A 23702-nucleotide genomic window follows, 5' to 3' on the forward strand; every position below is an offset into this window, starting at 1 on the left:
CTCTGTGTTCTCTGCGCTCTCTGTGGTTAAATCATTCCGATCCAATCATATCTAACTTTTAATACTTTCCAAAGTTTTGAGAGATTCCGAAACGTGCGCCTTAAAATCCAACATCGAGTCAAAAATATGCTTGACAATGCCTTGTTTGTCAATCACATAAGTGACTCTACCGGGCATAATCCACATAGTAGCTGGAACGCCGTATAATTGCCGAACTTTATTGCCTGTATCGCTCAACAATGTGAAAGGTAATTGATATTTGGTGGCGAATTTCTCATGAGACTGCTGAGAATCATCGCTAATCCCAATTACTTCTGCACCTGCATCTTTGAAAACTTCATAACTATCACGAAAAGCGCAAGCTTCCGCAGTACATCCGGGCGTGTCATCTTTGGGGTAAAAGTAGACGATGACATTTTTTTTGCCTTTAAAATCCTTGAGACTGACTGATGAGCCAGTTTGAGATGATAAGCTAAAATCCGGTGCGATGTCTCCTACTTTGACAGTCATATTTATTTAACTGAGTGTTTTGTTTATTGATTATTATACAGTCTCAGTTACGCTTAATACTTCTCTTACCTTATTCAAAAAAGCCAGCGAATTAAAAGTAGCACTACCACCAGCGTGAGTGAATTCAGATAAAGCACCAACTGAATTATCGCCAATAATGCGATCGAACGGATCTAACTTGAGACTGATTTTTTGACGAGCTTCGTACCTAGAAAAGTGAAATATCGTCAAATAGTGTAGCAAAGTATCTTTAATTATACCATCATAAATCAAACCTTGACGAATATCTTCATCGTCTAGGATACCTTCATAAATATTCAATAGCGTCGAATAGGAAATCACTCCATTATAAAAGTTCTTATCCCCTTGTTCAACTTTAATCCCATTAAATAAATTAAAAAACACAGCAGCTTGTTTCCTCCTATCCACAAACAACTCGGAAAGCTCCGCTGTATCTTGAATATAAAAAGATTCTCCTCGATGCTGTTTCGGACTATGTACATAATATTTATCAAAAAATACTGGATAAATCCTAACATCTTCCCGCTCTCCTTTCAAAACTCGGATGATATCTTTCGACATAAAAAATAACTTATCATCTCCATCATTTTGAGTAATATGCAGCGTATTCGTATAAGGTGCTTGAGACATATATAGAAAATTTCGATAGCCTCGATTATATAACTGACTGACAATATCTGCCAGAATTAACGGCTGAGTATAAAGACGCTGAAGGCTATAGTTTTCCGAGAAAGTTTTCAGCATTCCCACCTGAATAGTCTCATCTTCATAGCATCTAATTCCGGTGACTTCGCCAAATAAACAGGCTTTTCTGCGATCGCGCCTACCGCCATTTTTCCCATCGCAATCCCTAGTGGATACTGTAATAATCGCTAAATTATCCAATTCTGGAGATAACTGTACATTGTTAAATCGAAACTTTTTAGGTAGGATTGAATACAGGGAGCTTAAGCCATTTTTAGCTGTCAAATGATACTTATCACCCAGAATGCGAAATCCTTGGGAATTGGCTCGATGTTTTTCGCTCAAAATGTGACATAATACTTTAGAAAAATGTCCGATAAACTTTTCCGAAGGGGAAGGATTTTCGTGGTAGCCTTCGTGAAGTCTTACCATCGGCACAAATAAATTATTGGGTAATTTTTGTAACAAGATTTTGAGAGCAATATATGACAGCAGTGAAATAGCAAATTTGTAAACAAACGTTGCTTGTCTTTGCAAGCCTCCATTGCTGTCTAAACGTCGGTTATTGTAGGGAAAAACGACGGATTTATGCGGAAAGCTTTTATAAAAAACATCTCTAGAGCGATCGGCTTTAGGAACCCAAAACACTGGTAAAGCCTGGATACCTTTGATATTGTATTCCATGCTGAAACTTTGGGATTCATCATTTGGAAAATAGCGAACATCTTCAATCTGAATATTGACTGGTAATTGACAAATTGCTCTCCGATCAATATTCGGTTTTTCCACAGAAATATACTGAAGTGTTTCCTTGGGATTGCGCCCCACAACCTCCTTGAAAAATTTTCCGGTTGTCAAGGTACGATCTATATTTTCAACTAGACCTTTTTTAATCAGAATCTGCCGCGATTCTGTGCGAGGTGATACAACAGTTTTATCTAAGATTGATTTTTGCAGCAATTGCTTGAGACAGTTGATTTTATAAGCGATGTTAAACTTCTCAAATCCTTGGATAAAATTCCGAAAAAGCTCTTTTTTGGCATCCTCATCAGAACCTTGCAATATGGAAACTACATTTTGCTCAAAGCCAGCGATCGGGTTATAATTAAGTTCAGAGTCAGTGTCGTAATTTGGCGCTAGTGGATTGCTGCGAGAGGCAAACACAAAATAGTACAAAAATGCTATTTTTAGTACCTTGCGGAAGAAGGTTTCATGATTGGCTGGTTCCTCCAAGGCGGCGAGATGTTCCTGGCTGTTGGGATTTAACAAATTAAGATAGTAGTCGAATACGCGATCGCCTCCCCGCGATTGCACAGGATTCCCAAACTTGAGTTTAAGGCCAAAAATAAATTGCCGATCGCCCCCAGCATCATCCGTAGTTTCTCCCAGACTACCTGCTATAATCGGAACGATTGGTAAATAATCGAAAGCTTCCGATCGCGAAAACATATCTTTGTAATTAACCGGAGTTTTCTGATAGCTAACCAAGTAATCGCCATCAGCTTTATTGGTATCACTGATATATCCTTCTATTAACCTCAAACGCCGAATTAAATCTTGGAGATAAATCAAACCGCGCCTATTTTCTGTAGTTGAATCAATATTTTCTAAAAGATACTCCAAGTAAGTAATTTTCGCTTCTTTTTTCAGTTGTCCCAGAGTTTCCCGATCCACAACTCGCACCAGTCGGTGAAAATCAGAAGTTTCATTTTGCACCATTTCATCAAGCAATAAATTAAGTTCTTCATTCTTATCTTTATTCTGAGTGTTTTCAGCAATATAACTCTTTAAACCTGCTTTCAACTCTTCTTGAAAAATATCTACATTTCGGATAGAAATAGTTACTTTATGAAACTTCAGCAGCGAATCAGAAGTAGAATCTAAGCATTCCAAACTCAATTTCTGTTTCTGCAAATCTTTATACAAATTATCAAAGTCATACCTTAAACCTAACTGAGTCCCTTTACCTTTAAAAGACTCTAGCGGACTAATTAAACTAACTACAAATTGGTCAATTGTAACACTATCTCCCAAAACAGATTGTAATTTTTGGCGCAAACAAGCCTCAATTTCCCTAACTTGACTCCGAAAGCGCACCTCAACTTCTGGTAAGAAATTCACCGTAGCAGAATCTGCTTGATGTTCGCAATTACCCAAAGGATTTTGTACTTCTTTGCAAGTAGCGACTTGATTAGCAACTGTGTCAATATCTATTAGCAAACGTTGGCGATCGCCCGAAATGCTAAACGGGTTATTTCCCTGCAAAACTTCTAAAATTTTGTCCAGCAAATCGCCATAATCTACCGTGACTAAATCGCTATCATCTAATCTTAAAACGTTCACCCTGTCAACCCCCGATGTCAGATTTCCTTAGACAAAACCAAATTGAGTACATTCAACTCATTGGAACTCAAAAGATACTTATCAGTAAATATCTTTTCCCTAATCTGTTCTAAACTGTAGCTTCTAAACACAACAAACGGGAAATCTTGATATTTATCTCCGATCGGCAAAACATTACCAACAGGATACAGCGCCTTAATATATTGAGTCAAGATATTTCTAAAATCTTGATATTTCTGTTCTTGGGGGTTGCTAGCAAAGTATTCCCTGAATACTTCACCAGCAATAAATGCAAACAATGGCAACGCATAATACCGATCCTTGCGCTGGCTGCTTTGCTCAAATCGTTGTGTTTTCTCAACAGAGTTTGTCAATTCTTTTACTAACTCCATCGCATCTTTAATCGCAAATTGCAAACTCTCTGAATAAGCACTAGCATAACTAATTATCTGCATATTATGCCAAAGTTCACTATTAGCATTTTTGGCTATTGTTGCCAGAGGCATAATGTAGGTTTCTTCCAAAGTTTGCGATGCGATCGGTACAACCAACAAACCGCCACTCATGTAGCCGAGTTCAAGGTTATCAAGGTTCAATAAATTCTCGAAACCTTCACTTACTAACTGGGAAAATCCATTGTTGAAAAAATCACGCTGCGAAAGGTATGAAGTATGGGATTTACCACTAGACTCAACATTCTCTCTCAATGCAAAATCAGCTTGACCGAGTAAATCTTCTAGACTATTATAGACCTGTGGTAAACGCCGATCGCTCCTATTTTTCCTATGTTCGCTCTTCAACTTATCGATTAAGCTTTTCATTTGGGATGAGAATGTTTCACCAGCAGCAAACACAGACTTACCGCCGATGGGTATGATGATAAACTTATCTGAACCAATTTGCCCACAACCATAAATTCGCGTCATTATAGATGCTTTCAAAACCAACAGGATATTTAAAATACTCAGTTTACTTTCCTGTATCGATATCTCTTTATTATCTTCAAAATACACTACCCGATCGCCTAAATAGAAAATCAGTTCTTTATCTTGATTATCAATCTCATCCTTTCCGCGCCCCCGATAAATTACCTGAATCAATTCCATCAGGTTTTTCTCTATTTCAAACCTCGGAATCTCAACCAAAATATGTTTAGCCTTGGGAAAAGATAGCCCCCGACTACCTGAAGCAGTCATAAATACTACTTTCGCATCTTCTTTGCATTTTTGAACTAACTCTTTTTCCTCCTCACCAATATTAGCGTGTATTTCTATATAATCTGTCCCTTTTTCAAACTTACCCCGATGTTCTCTAATCTTGTCTATCAAATTACCCAGTTTTTGTTTATCTTGAATATAAACTATCACTTGTTCAACATCAGAGCGTTGTAACAGGGCTTCTATATCTTGTAAAATTTCGCTCTTGGTTAAATCAGTCTCTCGCCCTAGGAAATCATTTTCATCGAATTTACAAGATTCAATGAAAACCTTATATGTTATGCTTAAGCTTTTAGCAGGATAGGAGTTAGTATTGATAACAGTCGCGTCAGTTTCCTTAAACTTAAAATCCTCGACTGACAGAGGTAAACCTGGATTTTTAGCTTTCCGAAAATAGATTTTATCCGGTTCAGCAGAGGTATCGCTTAAGTGTTGGCTAATTACAGCTTTATCAACGATAGAAGCATCTGCAACAATTACCTTTGTATTAAACCCGTAAGCATTATTTTTCAATCCATAGGTGTTTAGGATGTCATTGATGCCGTTTAAGAATTCTACGCCTCCCTCGTCTCCCGTAATCTCATCGATCATGATAAATAAATGCTTGATGCGACTGGAGATGTCTTTCATGCGATCGGGAAAAACTTCACCATTCTTTGTGTTGTAAGCATTCCTGAAAATTTTCTCAAAATGTTTTAATGTATCGCCCGCATCAGTTTTCTTCAAAGATTGGATGGAAACAGTCGCAACAATGTTATTATAATCTTTAGTATCAATCAGGGTATAAATGGCTTCGCAAATGCTGTTTAGTACGCCCTTAGTATTCCGTCCACCATCTTGAATTACATTTTCTGTTTGCCTCTTGAGTCGGTCCGATCGCCTATTTTGACCCTTAGTTTCTCTGCTATCTTGAAAGTTAACAGTCTTTAATGAAAACTTTCCCTGCTTCTGATTCGAGAGATACTGGACAGTACATTTATGGCCGCTATCTTTAATTAAGTCACTATAGGTATTAATTGCGAATATTTTATTCTTGCATAAATTGTCAGTACCAGGTTTTTTGAACTTGTCGATAATATCTAGATTTACCTGTTTTCTGGGACTGACATAAAAGAATAGAAATCCATCGTTTACATGATCTGTCAGAAATTTGGCGATCGCAGTCGTTTTCCCAATACCAGGATTTCCCGTCAAAAAGATATAATTAGCAGCAGATTCTAGAGCTTTTTCAATCAGTTGAGCATGAGCATCCCGCAAACTAAAACTTCCGCTCAATCCCAACTGCTGCATCAATTCATCCGGCACAATTCCCACCGAGTTGACAAACCCCTCAAGTCGCTCTTTGTGAGGTACAACATTGATTTTATCTGGCGACATTGCTAATATATCGTCAACAAATTTTTTGCCACGATCAAAGCTGTGGTAAGCACTCCGCTTGATTTTATTTAAAACTAACTTGCGAGCATCCGCGATTTCTTTAGGACTCGAATCATACTTATAAATCGAGTAGCAAGTTTTCAAAACATCTAAATTTTCGGGACGGATAGACATAGTGCTAATTCCGCGATCGCTATATCCCACCGCATTAAATATTAATCGCGAATCCTCAGCAAGTATCTCCGTTTCTCGGAGAAATTCATAAAAACTATAAGCATAACCGCCAGCTTGAATTAATTTAGCACTCTCCTTATCATCATACTTAAAAGCAGTAAAATAGCTCTTCAAACCTTCCGAAAATTCAACATCACAACTTTCCGTATCTATGCGAAGTTTAGAAAACACACTTTTTGAGCGCAAATAGTTAATATCTCGTCTCAACAAACGCCGAATAATCTCTAAATAATTCAGATTTGTCACATCCTCAGATGTCCTAATCGAAAACACCGACAAATCTACAGACAGAATCCTAAATTGCTTACCACCATATCGCAGTAATATTAGAGTATCTGCTTTCAGAAACTCGCCTTTCTGTGTGTAACTTCCAATATACTGAGAAATATTTTTAATCTGGTCAAATTGAGATAAGACTTGTCTACACCACTGTGCTTCACCTTTAACGTAAGTACCAATACTACTCTCATCGCAAAAACAGGATTGGTAATACAAGATTTCCAAACGTCGTAGTTTACTTGTCTCATTCCAACCTGTAGATTCAAGGTATTCTCGAAAAAAGTTTAAGCCTGATAAAAAGCCTTTTTGTAGGAAAAATATACTCCACTTTTCAGCCATCTTTCTTTCCAGAGGACTGGTTATTTTATCAGTGATTTTTCTCAGCATCTTCGGAAACTCTAGCTGCTGCAATTCCTGGAGGTACAAGTTTCCAAACTTATGCTTAATTTGCTTCTCTTTGATACAAGCAAGAATGCCAATATTAAACCCAACTTCAAACAAACGCCCCAAATCTTCTGCTATTTTAGATTTCATGACTGCGCGCCTCCTGTTGGTGCATTTAAAACTTCTTTAACTTTAGTCAAAAACGCCAAGGCATTAAACTCTGCAACTCCTCCCATATGCTTATACAGAGATAGTTTTCCGACAGATTGATCTCCTATAAGGTTTTCGTAGGGGTCTAATTTAAAACTAATTTGAGTATTTTTACCAGTTGCTTTTTCGTAGCGAGAAAAGTGGAACAAGGTCAAATACTGCAAAATGTCATTTTTTAATTGAGTATTAGAAATCAATCCTTGATGGATATGTTCATCATCCAGTATATCTTGATAAATATTTAACAAGGTGGCATAGGAAATTACACCCCTATAATTACGTTCTGCTTCTGAGCCGACTACCAAACCATTAAACAAATTAAAAAATACCACAGAGCGTTTGCTGGGGTCTTTGACTAAAGCGGTTAACTCCAATGTATCCTGAATGTATAAAGAATTTACTCCCAATCTTTCTGACAGTTTAACGGCATAGTATTTGTCAAAAAACATCGGGTAAATTTTGATGTCATTGTAGTTTTCTTTAAAATATTTAATCACATCTTTCGACATGAAAAATAAAGCATCTTCTTTTTGTGTCATGTGCAAGGTACTAGAATAGGGAGCTTTGGCAATGTAGAGAAAGTGCCTGAATCCCAATTTGTAAACGTTCCCTATTTCATCTCGCACCACAGTCGGTTCTTTAAACATCTGTTCGTGTTCGTAGGTTTCCGAGAATGTTTTGAGCAATTGTAGCCTGACAGAGCCATCTTTTTGACGAATTGCACCGACAATTTCTCCTTGCAAATTCGATAGCTTTTGGTTGCTATTCCACCTAGCATCACTCTCGCGACTGGAAACTATAACTATAGCGAGTTTGTCCAGTTCTTTTGGAGAATCTGACTGGTTGGAAAAAGTAAACTTTTTGGGTAGCACAGAATACAGAGAACTCATTACATTGGGAGCTTTGTATTCTGTGTTTCTGATATCTATACCCTGAGAATTAGAGCGATGTTCTTCATTTAGTAAATGCGATAACCTTTTAGATAAAGAACGCATGAACTCTTCTACGGGTGAATCTGACTGTTGATTGCTCAGTTGCAGCCGCAGGATGGGAATGAATAATCTACTCTGTTTTTCCAATAACAGTTTGAGGCAAGTATAGGCAAGTAAATCGAATGTAAACCGATACACAAAACTTTTTTTATTATCCCATTTGTTGCTAGCAAGACTGTAGGTGAATTCGACTAGCTTACGCTGTTGATAAAACCGATTATATATAGTTGTACACTGTTGCTCATTTGGTCTCAGCAACACTGGCAGAGCTTTTACACCTGTGACATCATACTCCATACTGAAGCTTTGCAGGTCGTCAGTGGCAAAATAATGAACATCACTAATTGCGATTTTAGCTGTGAGAGTACATAGGGAATTTTCAGTAGCCTTTGCTGGACTAATAGCTATATATTTTAATACTTCTTTGGGCTTGGTTCGTAGCTCAGTCTTAAAAAATGTAGAGGTTGTAGAAATATTATTGATACTATTATCTAAAATGCTTTTTCTGACCGAAATGTGAAGCGGAAATTCTTTCAGTGAATGCTTGTGTTTCAGAATTTTTTGCAGAAGATTCTTGAGACTGTCTATTTTAGAGGCAATATTATATTGTTCAAAACCTTTTTTGATTCCTCGCAAAAGTTTTTGCTTTGCTGCTTGATCAGAACCTTTGAATATTTTTAATACTTTTTCCTCAAAAACTGGAATTGGATCGTATTCTAAGTCTGAGTTAACTGTGTAACCATCTGACAAGGGATCTTTTGCGGCAAAAACGAAGTAGTACAAAAAGACTAACTTCAATAACTTTCTAGCAAAAATTTCTTTTCTAGCAGGGTTATTAAGTTCGGCTTGATGTTCTTCATTTTCTGGATCGAGCAGATTGAGGTAATACTCAAAGACTGTTTTGCCACCATAGGCTTGCACTGGGTTATTAAACTTAAGCTTGAGTCCAAAAACAAACTGGATATCTCCTTTGTTTTCGTCTTTTGTTTCTCCTAAATATCCTTCTATTTTGGGAATAATTGGCAACATATCAAAGGCTTCAGCACGAGCAAAAGCATCTGCATAGTTCAAGTCAGTGTCGGCATAGTTGACTAAGTAATCGCCGTCGGTATTTTTGACTATATATTCATCAATCTGTTTGAGGCGCCGGATTAAGACTTTTAAATAAATTAGACCCTCGGCATTTGATGGGTTATTGCTGGTGCTAATGTTGTCTTCCAGAAATTCTAGATAACATATCTGTGCTTGTTTTTTGAGTTTGCCGATAGTTTCGGTATCTACAAATTCTTTGAGTCTGTAGAAATCTGATTTAGGATCTTCTTCTAAATCTTGAAGAATGAAATCTAATTCGTCGCGATCGCTCTCACTAGCGCCAGCAAACTGAGATTTGATATAATTTCCTAAGCCTTGTTTTAGCTCGGTGTTGAATGTCTTGGTATTTCCAACGGTGATAATTAGTTTGTGAAATTTTAGCAGTTCTTTGCTGCTAATATTTTTTGTGATACTCAAGCGCTGCTTTTGTAACCCTGAATAGTTACCAAAGGGATAGCTAAAGTCTAGCTTGGCATAGGTACTTTTAAAATCTTGTAAATCTGTAATTAAGTTATCAACAAATTGTTCGATCGCAATCTGTGGATTTTGTTGCTTAATTACGGATTCCAGTCGAGCTTTTAAACTATTTTTGACTTTAGTAATTTGACTGGGAAAACGTTCTTTGAAGCCGGGAGTAAAGTTGACTGTAGCACGAACACCTGGTTCGGAAGAAGCACCTAAAGGATTTTCTACTCCCAAACCTGTGACTGCTTCGGCTATGCTGTCAATATCGATGATTAGCCGATCGCAATTACCGTGTATCTTAAAAGGATTCTGAGTCTGTGGCTTCTCTAAAACTTCGAGAATCTTGTCCAATAAGTCACTACAGTCAACCGCAACTAAATCCCCATCTGCCGTTCTTAGGGTATTCATTCTGCAACCTCCTCGCACCGCTTGACAACTTATGCAATTTGACCATGGTAGCCGATATTGATTTATTAGTCAAGCGATTTGATTTCTATATTTACTTCCGAAATAATTCTTAAGTTTTATATCGGTTCAAAAAGCTTGAATCCACTCTTTAATATCGTATTCAGTCCAAACCCCATTTACCCAATAGGGATCGGTTTCCACCAATTGTCTCACAGTCGCCTCACTTTCTGCTTCGTAAATTGCAAAAACTTTGGTTAAATCTGTCGTTGGCCCGATCGCACTTAACACTCCCGATTCCTTCTGCTTAGCTAATCCGGCTAAATGAGCATCTCGAAATGGAGCACGTTTTTCGAGGACGTTTTCGCAGTAGCTTCCCCACATTACATATTTGGTCACGGTTTTGAGCCTTGGATGAATTTGTTTAAAATTTATTGTACAATAAGTGTAGCAGGATTTGATGATTTTTTTTAGGATAAGATTTTTTAACCGCAGAGACCGCAGAGGGCGCAGAGGAAGAGGGGAAAGAGAGGGGTTTGTTGGCTTGTCTGTAGGTTATAATACTAGGATATTACTAAATTCATAGAGGAGCAAGCTATGACTTTATTAGACATTCGCCTGTTGACGGTTCAAGAATATCACCTAATGGCGGAAATTCGGATTCTTGATGAAGATGAACGAGTAGAATTGTTAGGAGGACAGATAGTTAATAAGGCTGTCAAAAGTCCACCACATTGTGCAGTATTGAAACGAACAGTAGAACTAATAAAAAAAAAATTTTGGGTTCTTTGGTATTAATCTGCCTCAATAATCCTGTTCGGTTAAATGATAACTCGGAACCGGAACCAGATCTTGCTCTGGTTGTACCAGATCCACTTTATTATGAAGAGTGTCATCCAACTCCGTCTGAAGTTTATCTGATTATTGAGGTTGCGGATACTACGCTAAGAACTGATTTGGGGATAAAAGCGACAATTTACGCTCTGTCAGGAATTGCTGATTATTGGGTTTTGGATGTTCATAATCGCCAACTTCATGTATTTCGAGAACCGAGTCAAGATGGTTACCAAAGTATAGCAGTTCTTGGGGATGATGCGAGTATTTCTCCTTTGCAATTTCCTGATGTTTCATTTATGGTTCGGGATATGTTGCGGCCTTTAGTGACGAATTGAGTTTCCCGGCGGTTGGAAACCGCGTCTACACAAACAAAACCCACCTTCGTGGGTTGAAGAAAGTTCCCAGGTATAGCCGTAGGGTGCGTCGCCATCAAAAATCCCTCACTAAATATCGAAAATCTCATGGCTACGCACCCTACAATTAGCTTCTCAAACTAACGCCGAATTTCTCGACTAAAACATCGCGCACTTTTTGTTGTGCTGGTTCGACATCGGTTTCGCTCAAAGTTCGATCGCCCGATCGATAAATCAACCGAAATGCTAAACTACGTTGTCCCGCCGGTACGTTTTCGCCGCGATACTCGTCGAAGAGTTCCACCGAATCGAGCAAACTACCCGCCGCCTGCTTCATCGCGCCCTGCATCTCAACCACCGGAACTTCCACGGGTGCGAAAAATGCGATGTCTCTGTCAGAAGCCGGGAAACTCGAATAACCTGCGAATTTGCGAGTCGAGTTGTTCGATCGACCTAATTCATCCAACAACACTGCTAAATCTAATTGAAACACGTAAACCTGTTCCGGCAAATCCTTTTCTTGCTGCAATTGCGGGTGTAACTGTCCGAAAACTCCCAACCGCTTTTTTTCCCCCTTTTCTAAGGGGGGGTAGGGGGGGATCGATAGCGCGGCGGTGCGGCCCGGATGCAGGCGCGGATTAGATGAATCGCTTGCATATTCTACAGCCAAACCCAACTGCTGAAATACACTTTCTAGGACACCTTTCGCTTCAAACCAAGTCAAAGGTCGATCGCGCCCACCTTGCTGCCATTTCCACACTGTCGGGTCGCCGCCAATAATCCCGGCTACGGCATCTGATTCTTTCTTGGCATCCCCTTCTTTCCAAAAAATGCGTCCGACTTCAAAACCGTTGAGCGCGCCGTTTCCTTGCTCCAAATTGTACTGGAAAGCATCGATCAAACCTGACAGCATTTCTGTCCGCAATGCCGAATACTCGACAAACAGCGGATTTGCTAGCACAACTTGATTATCTCCCTCGGTTTTTACTAAGGAATAGTGCATTAACTCTGTCAAGCCTGCTGCCCGAAAAGCCGATCGCACATTCCGCAATTGCGCGTATTCTGGAGATAGATAGCCTGGTTCTGTTTCGCTAGGCAAAGTATCGCAGAAATTGTCGTAACCGTGGAGTCTCGCGACTTCTTCGATTAAATCGATTTCCCTTTCTAAATCCCGGTAGCGGTAAGGCGGAACAGTTATCGCAAATACTCGTTCTTTTGCTGTCGCAGCCACTTCGCAGCCCAGGGCTGTGAGGATATTTTTTACTTCCTCCGGTTCCAGATAGGGAGAACCGCCGGTTGCTCCTCTTTTTAACTGTCCTAACACCAAGTTTATGCGATCGAGACGCAATTCGAGCGATCGCGAAAAACTCAAATCTCCCCCCGAACTCGCCGTTTTCTGCACCGTCGCATTCCCGCCAGCCAACTCCAAAATTAGGGCAATAGCGCGATCGCACGCCGTCGTTAAAGCTGCCTGATTCACACCCCGTTCGTAGCGGATCGATGCCTCGCTCCGCAGGCCTTGAGCGCGGGCAGAACGGCGAATTGTTGCTTGGTCAAAAATCGCTGCTTCTAAGACTAGATTTTCCGTGCCTTCGTGAACTTCCGTTGATTCGCCACCCATTACCCCAGCTAAGGCTACGGGTTTGTCGCTAGCAGTAATCAATAGATTTTGTGCTTGCAAATTGCGGTTTTGTCCGTCCAAGGTTTTGAAGGATTCGCCTGGTTTGGCAAAGCGCACGCCGATGCTGATGTCAGAAGTGCCGGTGAAAGATTGCAGGCGATCGCGATCGAAAGCGTGCAGCGGTTGTCCCCACTCCAGTAAAATGTAATTGGTTACATCAACCACATTACTAATCGGTCGCACTCCCGCCGCCTGCAATCGCTGCTGCAACCAAGCCGGAGACGGTGCAATTTTCACTCCTGAGATTTCCGTGCCAATGTAAATCGGGCATCCTTGCGGTTCCGATATTTCTACTGCTAAATTGGGACTTTCTTCGCCATGAATCGCCACATCATTAGTTGTCGGAATTCTCAAACTTGCGCCAGTTAATGCCGCCACTTCCCGGGCTACACCCACCATGCTTAAAGCATCTGCACGGTTCGCAGTTGCTGTCAAGTCTAGAATCACATCATCTAAACCTAAAAGCGGGCGAATATCGCGACCCAATTCGGGATTTTCAAGTTCAAAAATATGAATTCCTGCTGATTCCTTCGACAATCCCAATTCGGCGAGAGAGCAAATCATTCCTTCCGAAGGAACGCCGCGCAATTTAGCAGGTTTAATTTTCAGATCTATCGTCGATAAAAAAGTACCGACAACGGCTACAGGTACATAAATATCTGCCCTCGCATTGGGTGCGCCGCACACAATATTTAAGGCTTCTGGTTTGCCGACATCAACTTGACAAACTCTCAATTTGTCAGCGTTGGGATGTTGTTCGCAGGCGACTATTTTGCCCAATACTACGCCGTCAGCCCATGCACGCCTGTCTTCGATTTCTTCGACTTCAAATCCTGCCATTGTCAGGGTTTCGGCTAATTCTTCCGGGGAACTCGTCACATCGACCAATTCCCGCAGCCAGTTTAGAGAAATACGCATAATTTTGTCAGTAGTTAGTTGTCCGTGCTCGGTAGTTAGTTGTCAGTGCTCGATAAGCTGTACTGCATTTAAATTGTATATTTCAATGCCGTAGGAAAACTCATCAAAACCTCTCCCTCTCTCGCTCTCTGCCTTTGATTAGTCTACGCCGGCGGGCTTCGACTGTGCAGTCCGAGAATTTATTCGAGAAAACTGTTCATACCATACAAATTAAAATTTGTCAAGACGATTGTGGTAGATATCAGCAAAAACGAGCGATCGCGCACTCATGTCCGTGACTGCGGTCGGATGAGTAACATTCTCAATCAGAGAATGAGGTATGCTAGAAACATCTAACAGCGCAAAAAGCACTTAAGTTTAGAAAGACTTTACACAAAAAAGGACAACTTTAGCAAGTCTTTAAACTATCTTCAAGGATAATCTACCGCAAAAACTCACAGCAACGAGATAATTAAAATAGGGAAAAGATATCGGCCTAAAAGACTTAGGTGCAATTCCAATTCGCAACCGGATGCACGACCCGCCGGCAACTGATAGAGCTGTATTTCTAGCAGATGCGGTTTAAGGGAATTTGTGCAGTCGAGCGATCGCCAGAGCAAAATCAGAAAAATATAGGCAAACTCAATCAACATGAGCTACTGCGTAAATCCGGGCTGTCCACATCCTCAAAACCCTCCTGACTCTATTCTCCAGTGTCAGACCTGTGGTGCGCGGTTATTGCTGCGCGCTCGCTACCAAGTCATTGAACCTTTAGGACAAGGAGGTTTTGGAGCTACATTTCTGGCAAAAGACATCTCTTTGCCTGGTCAACCGAGTTGCGTGGTCAAGCAACTCCGACCCAGTAGTTCGTCGCCGCGAGTTTTAGAAATGGCGCGGGAATTATTCAAGCGAGAAGCGAAAACTCTCGGTCAACTCGGCGACCACCCGCAAGTGCCGAGGCTGTTAGATTATTTTGAAACCGAACAGCAATTTTACTTAGTTCAAGAGTATGTTAAAGGCTCGACTTTGAAACAAGAAGTCAAACAATCAGGGCGTTTCAATGAATCAGATGTTAAAAATTTTCTATTAGAAATTCTCTCGGTAGTGCAATACGTCCACAGCCAAGGAGTAATTCACAGAGACATTAAACCCGCAAATATTATTCGCCGCGCTCAAGACAATCACTTGGTTCTGATTGATTTCGGAGCGGTTAAAGACCAAGTTAGCCAAACAATATTATTAGACCCCGCCGACCAAAGCGCCAACACGAAATTTTCAGTTGGTACGTTTAGTTTTGCTCCCCCCGAACAAATGGCGCTGCGGCCGATATTTGCCAGCGACATCTACGCCTTGGGCATGACTTGTTTGTATTTGCTGACAGCAAAGTCTCCCAAAGATTTAGATTTTGATGCGGTAACTGGCGAAATTGTTTGGCAGCCCCACGTTCAGGTGAGCCCAAATTTTGCGCGGATTCTTGAGAAAATGCTCAAGCCCATGGTCGGCCATCGCTTTCAATCGACAGGAGATGTCGTCAAAGCTCTGAATGGCGAATTTGAAGACGCAGATCTTTGCAACGGCTTGACAACTCAATTCAACGCAGGTGGCCGCACGGTTGAAGAACCAACGATATTTAATAGTGATGCTACTTCGTTGCCTTCGCCCCAGATGAAAAACGATCGAGATTTGCGATCGAAGCAAAGCATCCGCACTAGAACTTCCTTCAGTCAATCGGGAAATACAGGGATGCAGCCGAGAGTTTCCCGGACTTTGGCTGAGTCTGGCAGAACTTTCGGAACTGCGGCCTTGTCCAATGGCAATTTAGCAGGACAAAAGGTAACGAAAGCGGTTGTAAAGTGGGAAAGTAACAGCTTGCGAGCGGCATATTTTAAAGGTAAACGCGATTTTGCTGACTGCGAACTGTCGGGTTTGCAATTGCCAAAAGCGCAGTTGGCGGGGGGAAATTTTTATCAGGCTAGGTTGGTGAAGGCAAATTTGCAAGCAGCGGATTTGTCGGGGGCGAATTTGGGCCACGCGAGGTTGGTGAAGGCAAATTTGCGATCGGCAAATTTGACTGAAGCTTATTGCAGCACTGCTAATTTTGAAGGTGCGGATTTTCGAGGTGCTGATTTGACGGGCGCTTATTTGAGTAAGGCGAATTTGCGGGGTGCGAATTTGTGCGGCGCGAATCTAACTGACGCTACAGTTACTGAGGAACAACTCGCAAGTGCAAAGACAAATTGGTTGACTACTAAGCCCGATGGTAAGCGGGGTTTTGGATTTTAAGAAGTCATTAGTCATTAGTCATTAGTCATTAGTTATTAGTCAAGAGTGCGAGCTTAAGAGCTCGCGAACAGCAGTCATTAGTCATTGGGCAATTCTCCCAATCTCCCCCTCCCCCAATCTCCCCCTCCCCCCCAACTGTCAACTGTCAACTGTCAACATCTCCCCCTCCCCCCCAACTGTCAACTGTCAACTGTCAACTGTCAACTGTCAACATCTCCCCCTCCCCCCCAACTGTCAACTGTCAACTGTCAACTGTCAACTGTCAACATCTCCCAATCTCCCCCAACTGTCAACTGTCAACTGTCAACTGTCAACTGTTGAACCTCTCCCCCAACTGTCAACTGTCAACTGTCAACTGTCAACTGTTGAACCTCTCCCCCAACTGTCAACTGTCAACTGTCAACTGTCAACTGTTGAACCCTTCCCCCAGTCAGGTGATTCCTCTGGAGGAAGCTCGATCGCCCAAATTCGCCTAAATTAAAAAATAGCAATGGAGGATTCGATCGCACAAAAATGAAACTGCTCAACCGCCGGACTCGACCCCTTCTGCACGCCAGCATCCTGGCCCTGGCCTACTTTGTCACCGGAAAACTCGCAGCGTCCGTACTGGGACTGGTGAAAGCCGAAGCCTCCCCCGTGTGGCCACCCGCAGGCATTGCGCTGGCGGCAGTGTTGCTACAAGGGCGACGGATGTGGCCGGGAATTGCCCTCGGTTCGGTACTGTTAAACTCTACCTTCGCCGCAGGTATACCCTCCGCCGTGATTGTCACATCGGCTTTTAGCGTCACCCTGCAAGCACTGGCTGGGGAGGCTGTGCTCGCGCGGATCGGATTTTGTACTAAGCTCGATCGACTGCGAGATGTTCTGGGTTTGGTGGCGGGCGCTGTCATCGGGTCTACTTTGCTCGGTTCTGCACTCGGCAACTTGGGTACGTGCTTTTTTGGTTGGGCTCAGTGGAGCAATTTCTCTCGCAACTGGTGGACTACGTGGCTCGGAGACGGCATGGGAATTTTAATTGTCACGCCAGTGTTGCTGACTTTACACCACGCTATTAAAAGTTTTAAATCTCCCATAAATCCTCCGATTATTACTGACTTTTTATCATTGTTTAACTGGCTAAAGTGCCAATTGCCAGTTGCCAATTATGAATCATCAATTGCTAATTATCAATCGTTAACTGCTCATTATTTAACCGTATCAAATAAACCCCAAACTCGCCATAAAATTATATTTTTAATTGCTGATTATTTAGAAGCACTCATTCTATTTACTCTGCTTTTGAGCGTGAGTTGGTTGGTTTTTTGTTGTAAAACAAAGGGGGCGAGTGCTCTTTATCCGCTGGAATATTTGCCTTTTCCTCTCATAGTTTGGGCTGCCCTGCGGTTTCAACAGCAGGGAGCAATTTTTGCTTATTCGATCGTCTCTTGCATCGCAATTTTGGGAGCTGTGCAGGGAGCCGGCCCGTTTCTGGTCAAAAGCGAAAATTTGCAACAGGCGGTTTTATTTTTACAAGCTTTTACTGCTACGATCGCCATTGTCGCCCTGATGTTGGCTGCTGCTGTCGCTGAACGCCAGCAAGCTCTGGTTGAGGTACACCGAACCGCGGCCATGTTGCGCGACGCTCACGCTAGTTTAGCTAACGCTCAGTGCATCGCTCAATTGGGTAATTGGGATTTAAATTTAAATTGCGCCGCCGTCACCACAACTACCAACTGTGCAGAAGCCGCAGCACATCATATATCCAATATCGAATTGCGGTGGTCGGATGAACTTTATCGCCTCTTGGGTTTGGCTCCGGGAACTGTGAAACCAACACCAGAAGTTTTTTTGCAGGCGGTACATCCAGATGATAGAGAATTGGTGGCGCGATCGCAATGTCAAGCGATATTTGAGCGCAAATCCTATTGCATTAACTACCGAATTTTACTAGCCGACGGCTCTGAGCGCACTGTCTGCGAACAGTCGGCAATTAATTCTAATGTCATCGCCGCCACAGTCCAAGACGTTACGGATCGCCACCGCACAGAAGCTGCTTTGCGAACATCCTCGGAGCGCGATCGGTTGCTCTCAGAAATGGCCCTGAGAATTCGCCACTCCCTCGATCTCGAAGCAATTCTCAACACTACTGTTGCCGAAGTCCGGCAATTTTTCAAGGCAGACCGGGTGTTCATCGGTATTATGGACGGAGGCGGGGCAAATTTGGCCAGCCCGTTGCGCGGTAAAGTTGTTGCTGAGTCTGTCGCTGTGGAATGTCCTTCTCTTCTCGGATGGGTGCTCGCTGACGAAAGTTTTATCGAAAAGCAGAAAGCTTTTTATGCTAACAACCTCATTCGAGTTGTCTCCGATACTGCTACGGTGCAAGTCAGCAACATCATTGCCAAATTGTACAGCGACTATCAAATTCGGGCGACCTTAAGTGTGCCGATCTTTCTGGGGGAACAATTGTTCGGGATTTTGGCCGTCAACCAGTGTTCTGGGCCCCGCCAGTGGCAAGAATTTGAAATTGATTTATTAGAAAAACTGGCTACCCAAGTCGCGATCGCCCTCCAGCAAGCCAAACTTTTGCAGCAAGTAAAAGATCTCAATGCCAACTTGGAATCTCAAGTGGAGGAACGCACCCGCCAATTGCAGCAAAAAATGCACGAACTGCAAGAAAGCAATCGCCTGAAAGATTTATTTTTGCACGCAGTTTCTCACAATCTCCGCACTCCAGTTATGGGAATGTTAATCCTGCTGAAAAATTTGCTCAACAAATCGGCCTCTGACTCTCTAGAGCATATTGCGGTTTCGCGATCGATCTTGAAGCGGATCGTTGAAGCTAGCGAACACCAGTTGAGAATGGTTAATGCCTTACTCGACGCTCACGCTAGCGAAGTTCAAGGTATTGTCCTAAATACAGTACCGCTGCATTTGCAGTCTTTAACTTCCGCAATTGTTGCTGATTTAGAACCAATGCTGGCAAAAAATCAAGCAACTTTTACTTTGGAAATACCCGCAGATTTGCCACAAGTCAATGCCGACAGCAAACACTTGCAGCGAGTTCTAGAAAATCTCCTAACCAATGCTATCAAGCACAATCATCCGGGAGTCAATATAACTTTTAAAGCCGAGGTAATTGAAGTAGAAAAAGCACTAATTTTTGCAGAAAATACACAGGTTTTCACCTCCCGAAATAATTTCGTCGCCCGCTGTATCCCTAACCTGTCATCTGCTGCGGGCGATCGCACGGGGATGTTCGACACCCCAAAAAATCAAGAAACCCGGGCCAAATTTCACCTCGATGGCAGTTGCCAACTGCCCCGCTATCAGGGTCAACTTGGCAATAACAGCAGCAAATTGCCGGATGTTACCGTAAAAATGGTTCGCTGCACTGTAACAGACAATGGAGTGGGAATCAGCGCTAGACAGCGGGAATCTCTGTTTGAACTTTACGTTCAAGACCCCAATAGCCGACAATTAACAGGGCTGGGTTTGGGGCTTTACCTCTCCAAGCAAATTATCAAAGCTCACGGCGGCTTCATCGGCGTCGAAAGCACTCCCGGAGGTGGCTCGACTTTCTGGTTTTCGCTACCGACTGTCAGTCGATTTGAGATTTGAGATTTGAGATTTTTAATTTACTTGACAGATGAATGTGGTACCAATTTTTGATGAGGCTGCACATATCTCGATCGCCCTGGCACCCCCCCTTGATAAGCAGGGCGGTTTTATTGTCGTCAGACAAATTAGGTACGTAGTTGCGCTTCAGCGCTCTTTCCCAATATTTGTAAAGAGCGCTGAAGCGCAACTACGTACCTTAGCCCAAGTGCGAGCCCTTAAATTGGTATGGGAGGTTTAACTCTGAGTCTAAAATTTTGACACGACAACAGTCGGGCGCTTGTATCCATTTGAGGGCAAATTCAACTCAGACAATCGCTATTAACCCAATTATTCAATCTTCAATTATTTAGTCTTCAATCTTCAAATCTTCAATCCAAAATCCAAAATCCAAAATCCTACAGCGGTTCTCAAAAAAAGTGAGGTATGCGGGCAATACCCATGCCCCATGCCCTATGCCCTATGCCCTATGCCCTATGCCCCATGCCCTATTCGTACCTCATGTTAGTGAGAAAGGCTATATGTTCTATCCTGGCCATGAAAAATCAGCTCAGGCGTTAACAGTTTACGAGGTGTGGCGCGATCGCTTCCTGCGCGATCGACTGAGCCCTGCTGTCCGAATTGCCATCTTTTTTGCCTTCACAATAATTGTCTATCTTCTGGGCGAAGCAATCTTCGCTCCCCGGGAATTTAAAATTGTTTATTTGTACACTAGCGCTGCTGTACAACTTGGCTTGCTGACTTGTTTGGTGTTGCAAAAAACCTCGATCGGACAACGCTATCCCGGTTTACTATTTTTAGGTTTTTCCTGGTCGTTAACAGTCGTTGTACAGCTTGGATTAGCCGCAGCAAAAATCGGAGACTTACCACTTTTAACTTGGAGTTTAGCGTTTCTCACCCAAGCGACACTGATGCCCGTCCGCTGGCGCCTTCACCTGATTTCTCAGCTCGGCGTTTTGTTCTGCCACGTTGGCATAAATTTAATTTTAAATCTAAGTTTTGCGAAGTATACTACTTTTCGGCTGAGCGGGTTTTACTTATATTTGTTTTGGTTTTGTTTGATCTGCGATTTGTCGGTTTATTGGTACGAATGCCTGCAACGGAAAGAGTTTAGTACCAGGCGCGAGTTGGAATCTGCTTACCAGCAGTTGGAAGTGGCTGAGGCGAAGTACCGCAGCATTTTTGAGAATGCGGGCGAGGGAATTTTTCAAAGCACTCCCGAGGGGCGCTACATTACGGCTAATCCAGCTTTGGCGCGGATTTACGGCTGCGATTCCCCGGAAGAAGTGACGGCAAAGTTTACTGATATTGAGCGACAGTTGTATGTCGATCCGGCACGCAGAAATCAGTTTTTGCGATCGATCGAGGAAAGCAACACAGTATCGGATTTTGAGTCGCAAATTTATCGCTCAGACGGCAGTATTGTCTGGATCTCCGAAAAAGCGCGGGTGGTACGGGATAGCAGCGGCTCCGTGCTTTATTATGAGGGTTTAATTGAGGATATCACGCAGCGCAAACAGGCCCAAGAATCGCAGCGGCTGTTTATTCATGCTCTTTCACACGACTTGCGAAATCCGGTAGCGGGAATGTTAATGGTGCTGAAAAATTGGCAGACAAAAACGGGGAATTCGATCGCAATTCCCCGTTCTGTTTTGGAGCGGATGATTCAAGGTAGCGAGCAGCAATTGCGGTTAATAAATTCGCTCTTGGAAGTTCATGCTGGGGAATTGCGCGGTTTAGTTATCCACTGCAATGCGGTAGATTTGAGAGCGCTAGTCAAAGCTGCGGCGGCAGATTTGGAGCCTTTAATCAATGATGCTCAAGCTACTTTTACAAATTTAGTGCCAGATAATTTGCCCGCAGTCAATGCTGACTATACTCAGTTGTGGCGCGTTTTTTCTAATTTAATTTCCAATGCTTTGAAACACAATCTGCCCGGACTAAAATTAAAAATCTCAGCTCAACTAATTAGTCCAGAAGAAAATACAATAAATTTAATTTCAACTAAACAAACAAGAGGAAAATTACCAACTACCAATTCCCAATTCCCAATTCCCAATTACCCAAATAGTATGATTTACTGTAGCGTTGAAGATGACGGAGTGGGAATATTGCCGGAACAGTGCGAACATCTTTTTGACCTTTACGTTAGGGGCAATCAATCCAGACACTCCGTCGGTTTGGGTTTGGGCTTATACCTGTGCAGGCAAATTATTGGCGCTCACGGCGGGCAAATTGGGGTAATTAGCAGTCACGGTACAGGGGCAATTTTTTGGTTTACTTTGCCCCTAGCTGAAAATAGCCGATAATTTTTTTGTATTCTTAACTACATTGGAGCGCGGATAATCTTTTTGTATTCTTAACTACATTTCATTGCTGGGTTTGATTGTATTATATCCGTTTAGCTCGGGTGCAGAAAAATCTGTCGATCGCACTATTGATGTTAATTTCAAACAGTGGTACAATCGCCGGCATATTTTCCAATTTTTTTTGATCGATCTTCATATTTTATTTATAAACATCATTTAATATAGAAAATCCCTAAAACTAGAGAACAGAACTGCTATTTATGTTTGCCGAGAACAGCTCAGAAAATACAGATCAAAACGATCCAGCGAGGTACGACTCAGCCAAATATAACGAGCGGTCGTTCTCAACTTTAGTTCGGGCTATCCGTCTTTCTCAAGGTTACTTTTCTTTCGTTTTAGTCCACTGCAACTCCCTGGCTTTGCGGCAGCAAATAGTAGATCGCCTCCAAGCAACTTGCACCCAGAAACCGCAGCAACTGTTTGTGCCAAAATCGGCGACATCTCTCTACGCGACAATCGCAGCAGAAGTAGACGGTGCAAAGCCTCCAGCTTTAATGATCCTCGGTTTGGAGTCAGTGGAGCCGATCGATCGATTGCTAAGTTCTACCAACCTAGTATGCAGCGAGTTCAGTAAAAAATTTTCCTTTCCCATCATCTTTTGGGTAACAGATGAACTTCTCAGAAAAATCATTCGCACCGCCCCAGATTTATACAATCGGATGACAACAATTAGATTTATTAGTCATTAGTCATTAGTCAGCAGTCGGCAATAAGTAAGGTTCGTAGTGTGGACTTTAGTCCGCAACATACTGCGGACTAAAGTCCACACTACGAACGGTTTTTGTTATGGTAATCGACCGGACGTGATATCATTAGTCATTTGTTCGCCAACTATCAACTGTCAACTGTCAACTGTCAACTGTCAACTAAGAGGGCAGGCACGGGGGCACTGCCCCTACAACTGTCAACTGTCAACTGTCAACTGTCAACTTTTAAATTCCGCTTCCCAAATCCCGACTAATTCCCGCGCCGCCTCAGTACCCTCAGCCGGAAAATCGGGCAAAAAGTCTTTATCCGCCGCCACCTCATAGGGCCCTTCCTTGAACTCCAAAATCACAGTATCCGCAGCCAAAGCTACCAACGTGTGAATAGTACCCTCTGGAAGTTCCACGGCGCGAGTGGGCCCGATCGCGCTAACTCGGAACGATCGCAAAATTTGACCGTTTTCGTTCAAAATCAGAATACCCACTTCTCCTTGAATCACCACAAAAAACTCAAAACCGTTAACTTCCGGGGCGCGCAGGTGCCGGTGAGGGCGCACGTAAGTACCCATTTGCACCACGTTGACAAACCGCTGCACCTTTTCTGACAAATCGTCGTGGAAATTGTAGTTTTGTCGCCCGCGGGGATTGCTGCGAGACGAAGCTGCAACTTCGTCTAGCAATTCTTGCGTCAAACACTTAATCGGAGAAGGCTGCACAACAGATATCCTGTATTTAATAGTTTTTGAACAAATCGGCTAGGCTGAGATCATC

At 42.5% G+C, this 23702-nt stretch carries 16 protein-coding genes; 9 read left to right on the forward strand and 7 right to left on the reverse strand.

Going from position 1 to position 23702, the window contains the following annotated elements; genetic code table 11:
* Positions 1-51 precede the first annotated feature (51 nt).
* From QZW82_RS16210 to QZW82_RS16230, 5 genes are all read right to left on the reverse strand, one after another.
* Positions 52-510, reverse strand: coding sequence for a peroxiredoxin (locus QZW82_RS16210; RefSeq protein WP_293149868.1), 459 nt, complete (start codon positions 508-510; stop codon positions 52-54).
* Between the two features lie 33 nt (positions 511-543).
* Entirely contained in the window at positions 544-3558 is a 3015-nt protein-coding gene (locus QZW82_RS16215; protein ID WP_293149870.1) for a hypothetical protein, read from the reverse strand.
* 17 nt (positions 3559-3575) lie between these two features.
* A complete protein-coding gene (locus tag QZW82_RS16220; protein ID WP_293149872.1) occupies positions 3576-7199 on the reverse strand; it encodes an ATP-binding protein in 3624 nt (1207 codons plus the stop codon).
* Entirely contained in the window at positions 7196-10216 is a 3021-nt protein-coding gene (locus QZW82_RS16225) for a hypothetical protein (RefSeq protein ID WP_293149874.1), read from the reverse strand. Before QZW82_RS16225 ends, QZW82_RS16220 begins: the two co-directional genes overlap by 4 nt.
* Positions 10217-10342: 126 nt before the next feature.
* Positions 10343-10612, reverse strand: a complete 270-nt coding sequence (locus QZW82_RS16230; protein WP_293149876.1) for a YciI family protein — start codon at positions 10610-10612, stop codon at positions 10343-10345.
* A 198-nt stretch (positions 10613-10810) separates the two neighbouring features.
* Here QZW82_RS16230 and QZW82_RS16235 point away from each other — a divergent pair, with 198 nt between their 5' ends.
* Together QZW82_RS16235 and QZW82_RS16240 are read left to right on the forward strand one after the other, a co-directional pair.
* On the forward strand, positions 10811-11011 hold the full coding sequence (locus QZW82_RS16235) for a hypothetical protein (RefSeq protein WP_293149878.1): 201 nt from the start codon (positions 10811-10813) through the stop codon (positions 11009-11011).
* Positions 10993-11385 carry a Uma2 family endonuclease gene (locus tag QZW82_RS16240; RefSeq protein ID WP_293149880.1) on the forward strand — a complete coding sequence of 131 codons (393 nt, stop codon included), beginning with the start codon at positions 10993-10995 and terminating at the stop codon, positions 11383-11385. The genes QZW82_RS16235 and QZW82_RS16240 overlap by 19 nt, the downstream gene beginning before the upstream one ends.
* Before the next feature lie 145 nt (positions 11386-11530).
* Here QZW82_RS16240 and pheT read toward each other — a convergent pair whose 3' ends face one another.
* Entirely contained in the window at positions 11531-14002 is a 2472-nt protein-coding gene (gene pheT, locus QZW82_RS16245) for a phenylalanine--tRNA ligase subunit beta (protein ID WP_293149882.1), read from the reverse strand.
* A 630-nt stretch (positions 14003-14632) separates the two neighbouring features.
* Between pheT and QZW82_RS16250 the strand changes: the two genes are divergently transcribed.
* The 7 genes from QZW82_RS16250 (at position 14633) to QZW82_RS16280 (ending at position 23188) form a co-directional block, all read left to right on the forward strand.
* On the forward strand, positions 14633-16264 hold the full coding sequence (locus tag QZW82_RS16250; RefSeq protein ID WP_293149884.1) for a serine/threonine-protein kinase: 1632 nt from the start codon (positions 14633-14635) through the stop codon (positions 16262-16264).
* An 84-nt stretch (positions 16265-16348) separates the two neighbouring features.
* Complete coding sequence (locus tag QZW82_RS16255; protein ID WP_293149886.1) at positions 16349-16585, forward strand: hypothetical protein; 237 nt, start codon at positions 16349-16351, stop codon at positions 16583-16585.
* Positions 16582-16740: a hypothetical protein gene (locus tag QZW82_RS16260; RefSeq protein ID WP_293149888.1), complete on the forward strand. Its 159-nt coding sequence runs from the start codon at positions 16582-16584 to the stop codon at positions 16738-16740. Before QZW82_RS16255 ends, QZW82_RS16260 begins: the two co-directional genes overlap by 4 nt.
* Positions 16741-16777: 37 nt before the next feature.
* Positions 16778-19861 carry an MASE1 domain-containing protein gene (locus tag QZW82_RS16265; RefSeq protein ID WP_293149890.1) on the forward strand — a complete coding sequence of 1028 codons (3084 nt, stop codon included), beginning with the start codon at positions 16778-16780 and terminating at the stop codon, positions 19859-19861.
* A 518-nt stretch (positions 19862-20379) separates the two neighbouring features.
* On the forward strand, positions 20380-22167 hold the full coding sequence (locus QZW82_RS16270; protein WP_293149892.1) for a PAS domain-containing sensor histidine kinase: 1788 nt from the start codon (positions 20380-20382) through the stop codon (positions 22165-22167).
* Positions 22168-22427: 260 nt separating this feature from the next.
* A complete protein-coding gene (locus QZW82_RS16275) occupies positions 22428-22916 on the forward strand; it encodes a hypothetical protein (RefSeq protein WP_293149893.1) in 489 nt (162 codons plus the stop codon).
* A 131-nt stretch (positions 22917-23047) separates the two neighbouring features.
* On the forward strand, positions 23048-23188 hold the full coding sequence (locus QZW82_RS16280; RefSeq protein WP_293149895.1) for a hypothetical protein: 141 nt from the start codon (positions 23048-23050) through the stop codon (positions 23186-23188).
* Here QZW82_RS16280 and QZW82_RS16285 read toward each other — a convergent pair.
* Positions 23153-23647: a WbuC family cupin fold metalloprotein gene (locus QZW82_RS16285; RefSeq protein ID WP_293149897.1), complete on the reverse strand. Its 495-nt coding sequence runs from the start codon at positions 23645-23647 to the stop codon at positions 23153-23155. The two genes, QZW82_RS16280 and QZW82_RS16285, sit on opposite strands and share 36 nt — an antisense overlap.
* Between the last annotated feature and the right edge of the window lie 55 nt (positions 23648-23702).

It is taken from the genome of Microcoleus sp. bin48.metabat.b7b8b9.023 (genome assembly GCF_013299185.1).
Taxonomy (GTDB): domain Bacteria; phylum Cyanobacteriota; class Cyanobacteriia; order Cyanobacteriales; family Microcoleaceae; genus Microcoleus.

Excerpts from the sequence above, each read along its gene's own strand:
- QZW82_RS16210 (WP_293149868.1), bottom strand. The coding sequence starts at position 510 with ATGACTGTCAAAGTAGGAGACATCGCACCGGATTTTAGCTTATCATCT.
- QZW82_RS16220 (WP_293149872.1), bottom strand. The coding sequence starts at position 7,199 with ATGAAATCTAAAATAGCAGAAGATTTGGGGCGTTTGTTTGAAGTTGGG.
- QZW82_RS16225 (WP_293149874.1), bottom strand. The coding sequence starts at position 10,216 with ATGAATACCCTAAGAACGGCAGATGGGGATTTAGTTGCGGTTGACTGT.
- QZW82_RS16235 (WP_293149878.1), top strand. The coding sequence starts at position 10,811 with ATGACTTTATTAGACATTCGCCTGTTGACGGTTCAAGAATATCACCTA.
- pheT (WP_293149882.1), bottom strand. The coding sequence starts at position 14,002 with ATGCGTATTTCTCTAAACTGGCTGCGGGAATTGGTCGATGTGACGAGT.
- QZW82_RS16250 (WP_293149884.1), top strand. The coding sequence starts at position 14,633 with ATGAGCTACTGCGTAAATCCGGGCTGTCCACATCCTCAAAACCCTCCT.
- QZW82_RS16265 (WP_293149890.1), top strand. The coding sequence starts at position 16,778 with ATGAAACTGCTCAACCGCCGGACTCGACCCCTTCTGCACGCCAGCATC.
- QZW82_RS16270 (WP_293149892.1), top strand. The coding sequence starts at position 20,380 with ATGTTCTATCCTGGCCATGAAAAATCAGCTCAGGCGTTAACAGTTTAC.
- QZW82_RS16275 (WP_293149893.1), top strand. The coding sequence starts at position 22,428 with ATGTTTGCCGAGAACAGCTCAGAAAATACAGATCAAAACGATCCAGCG.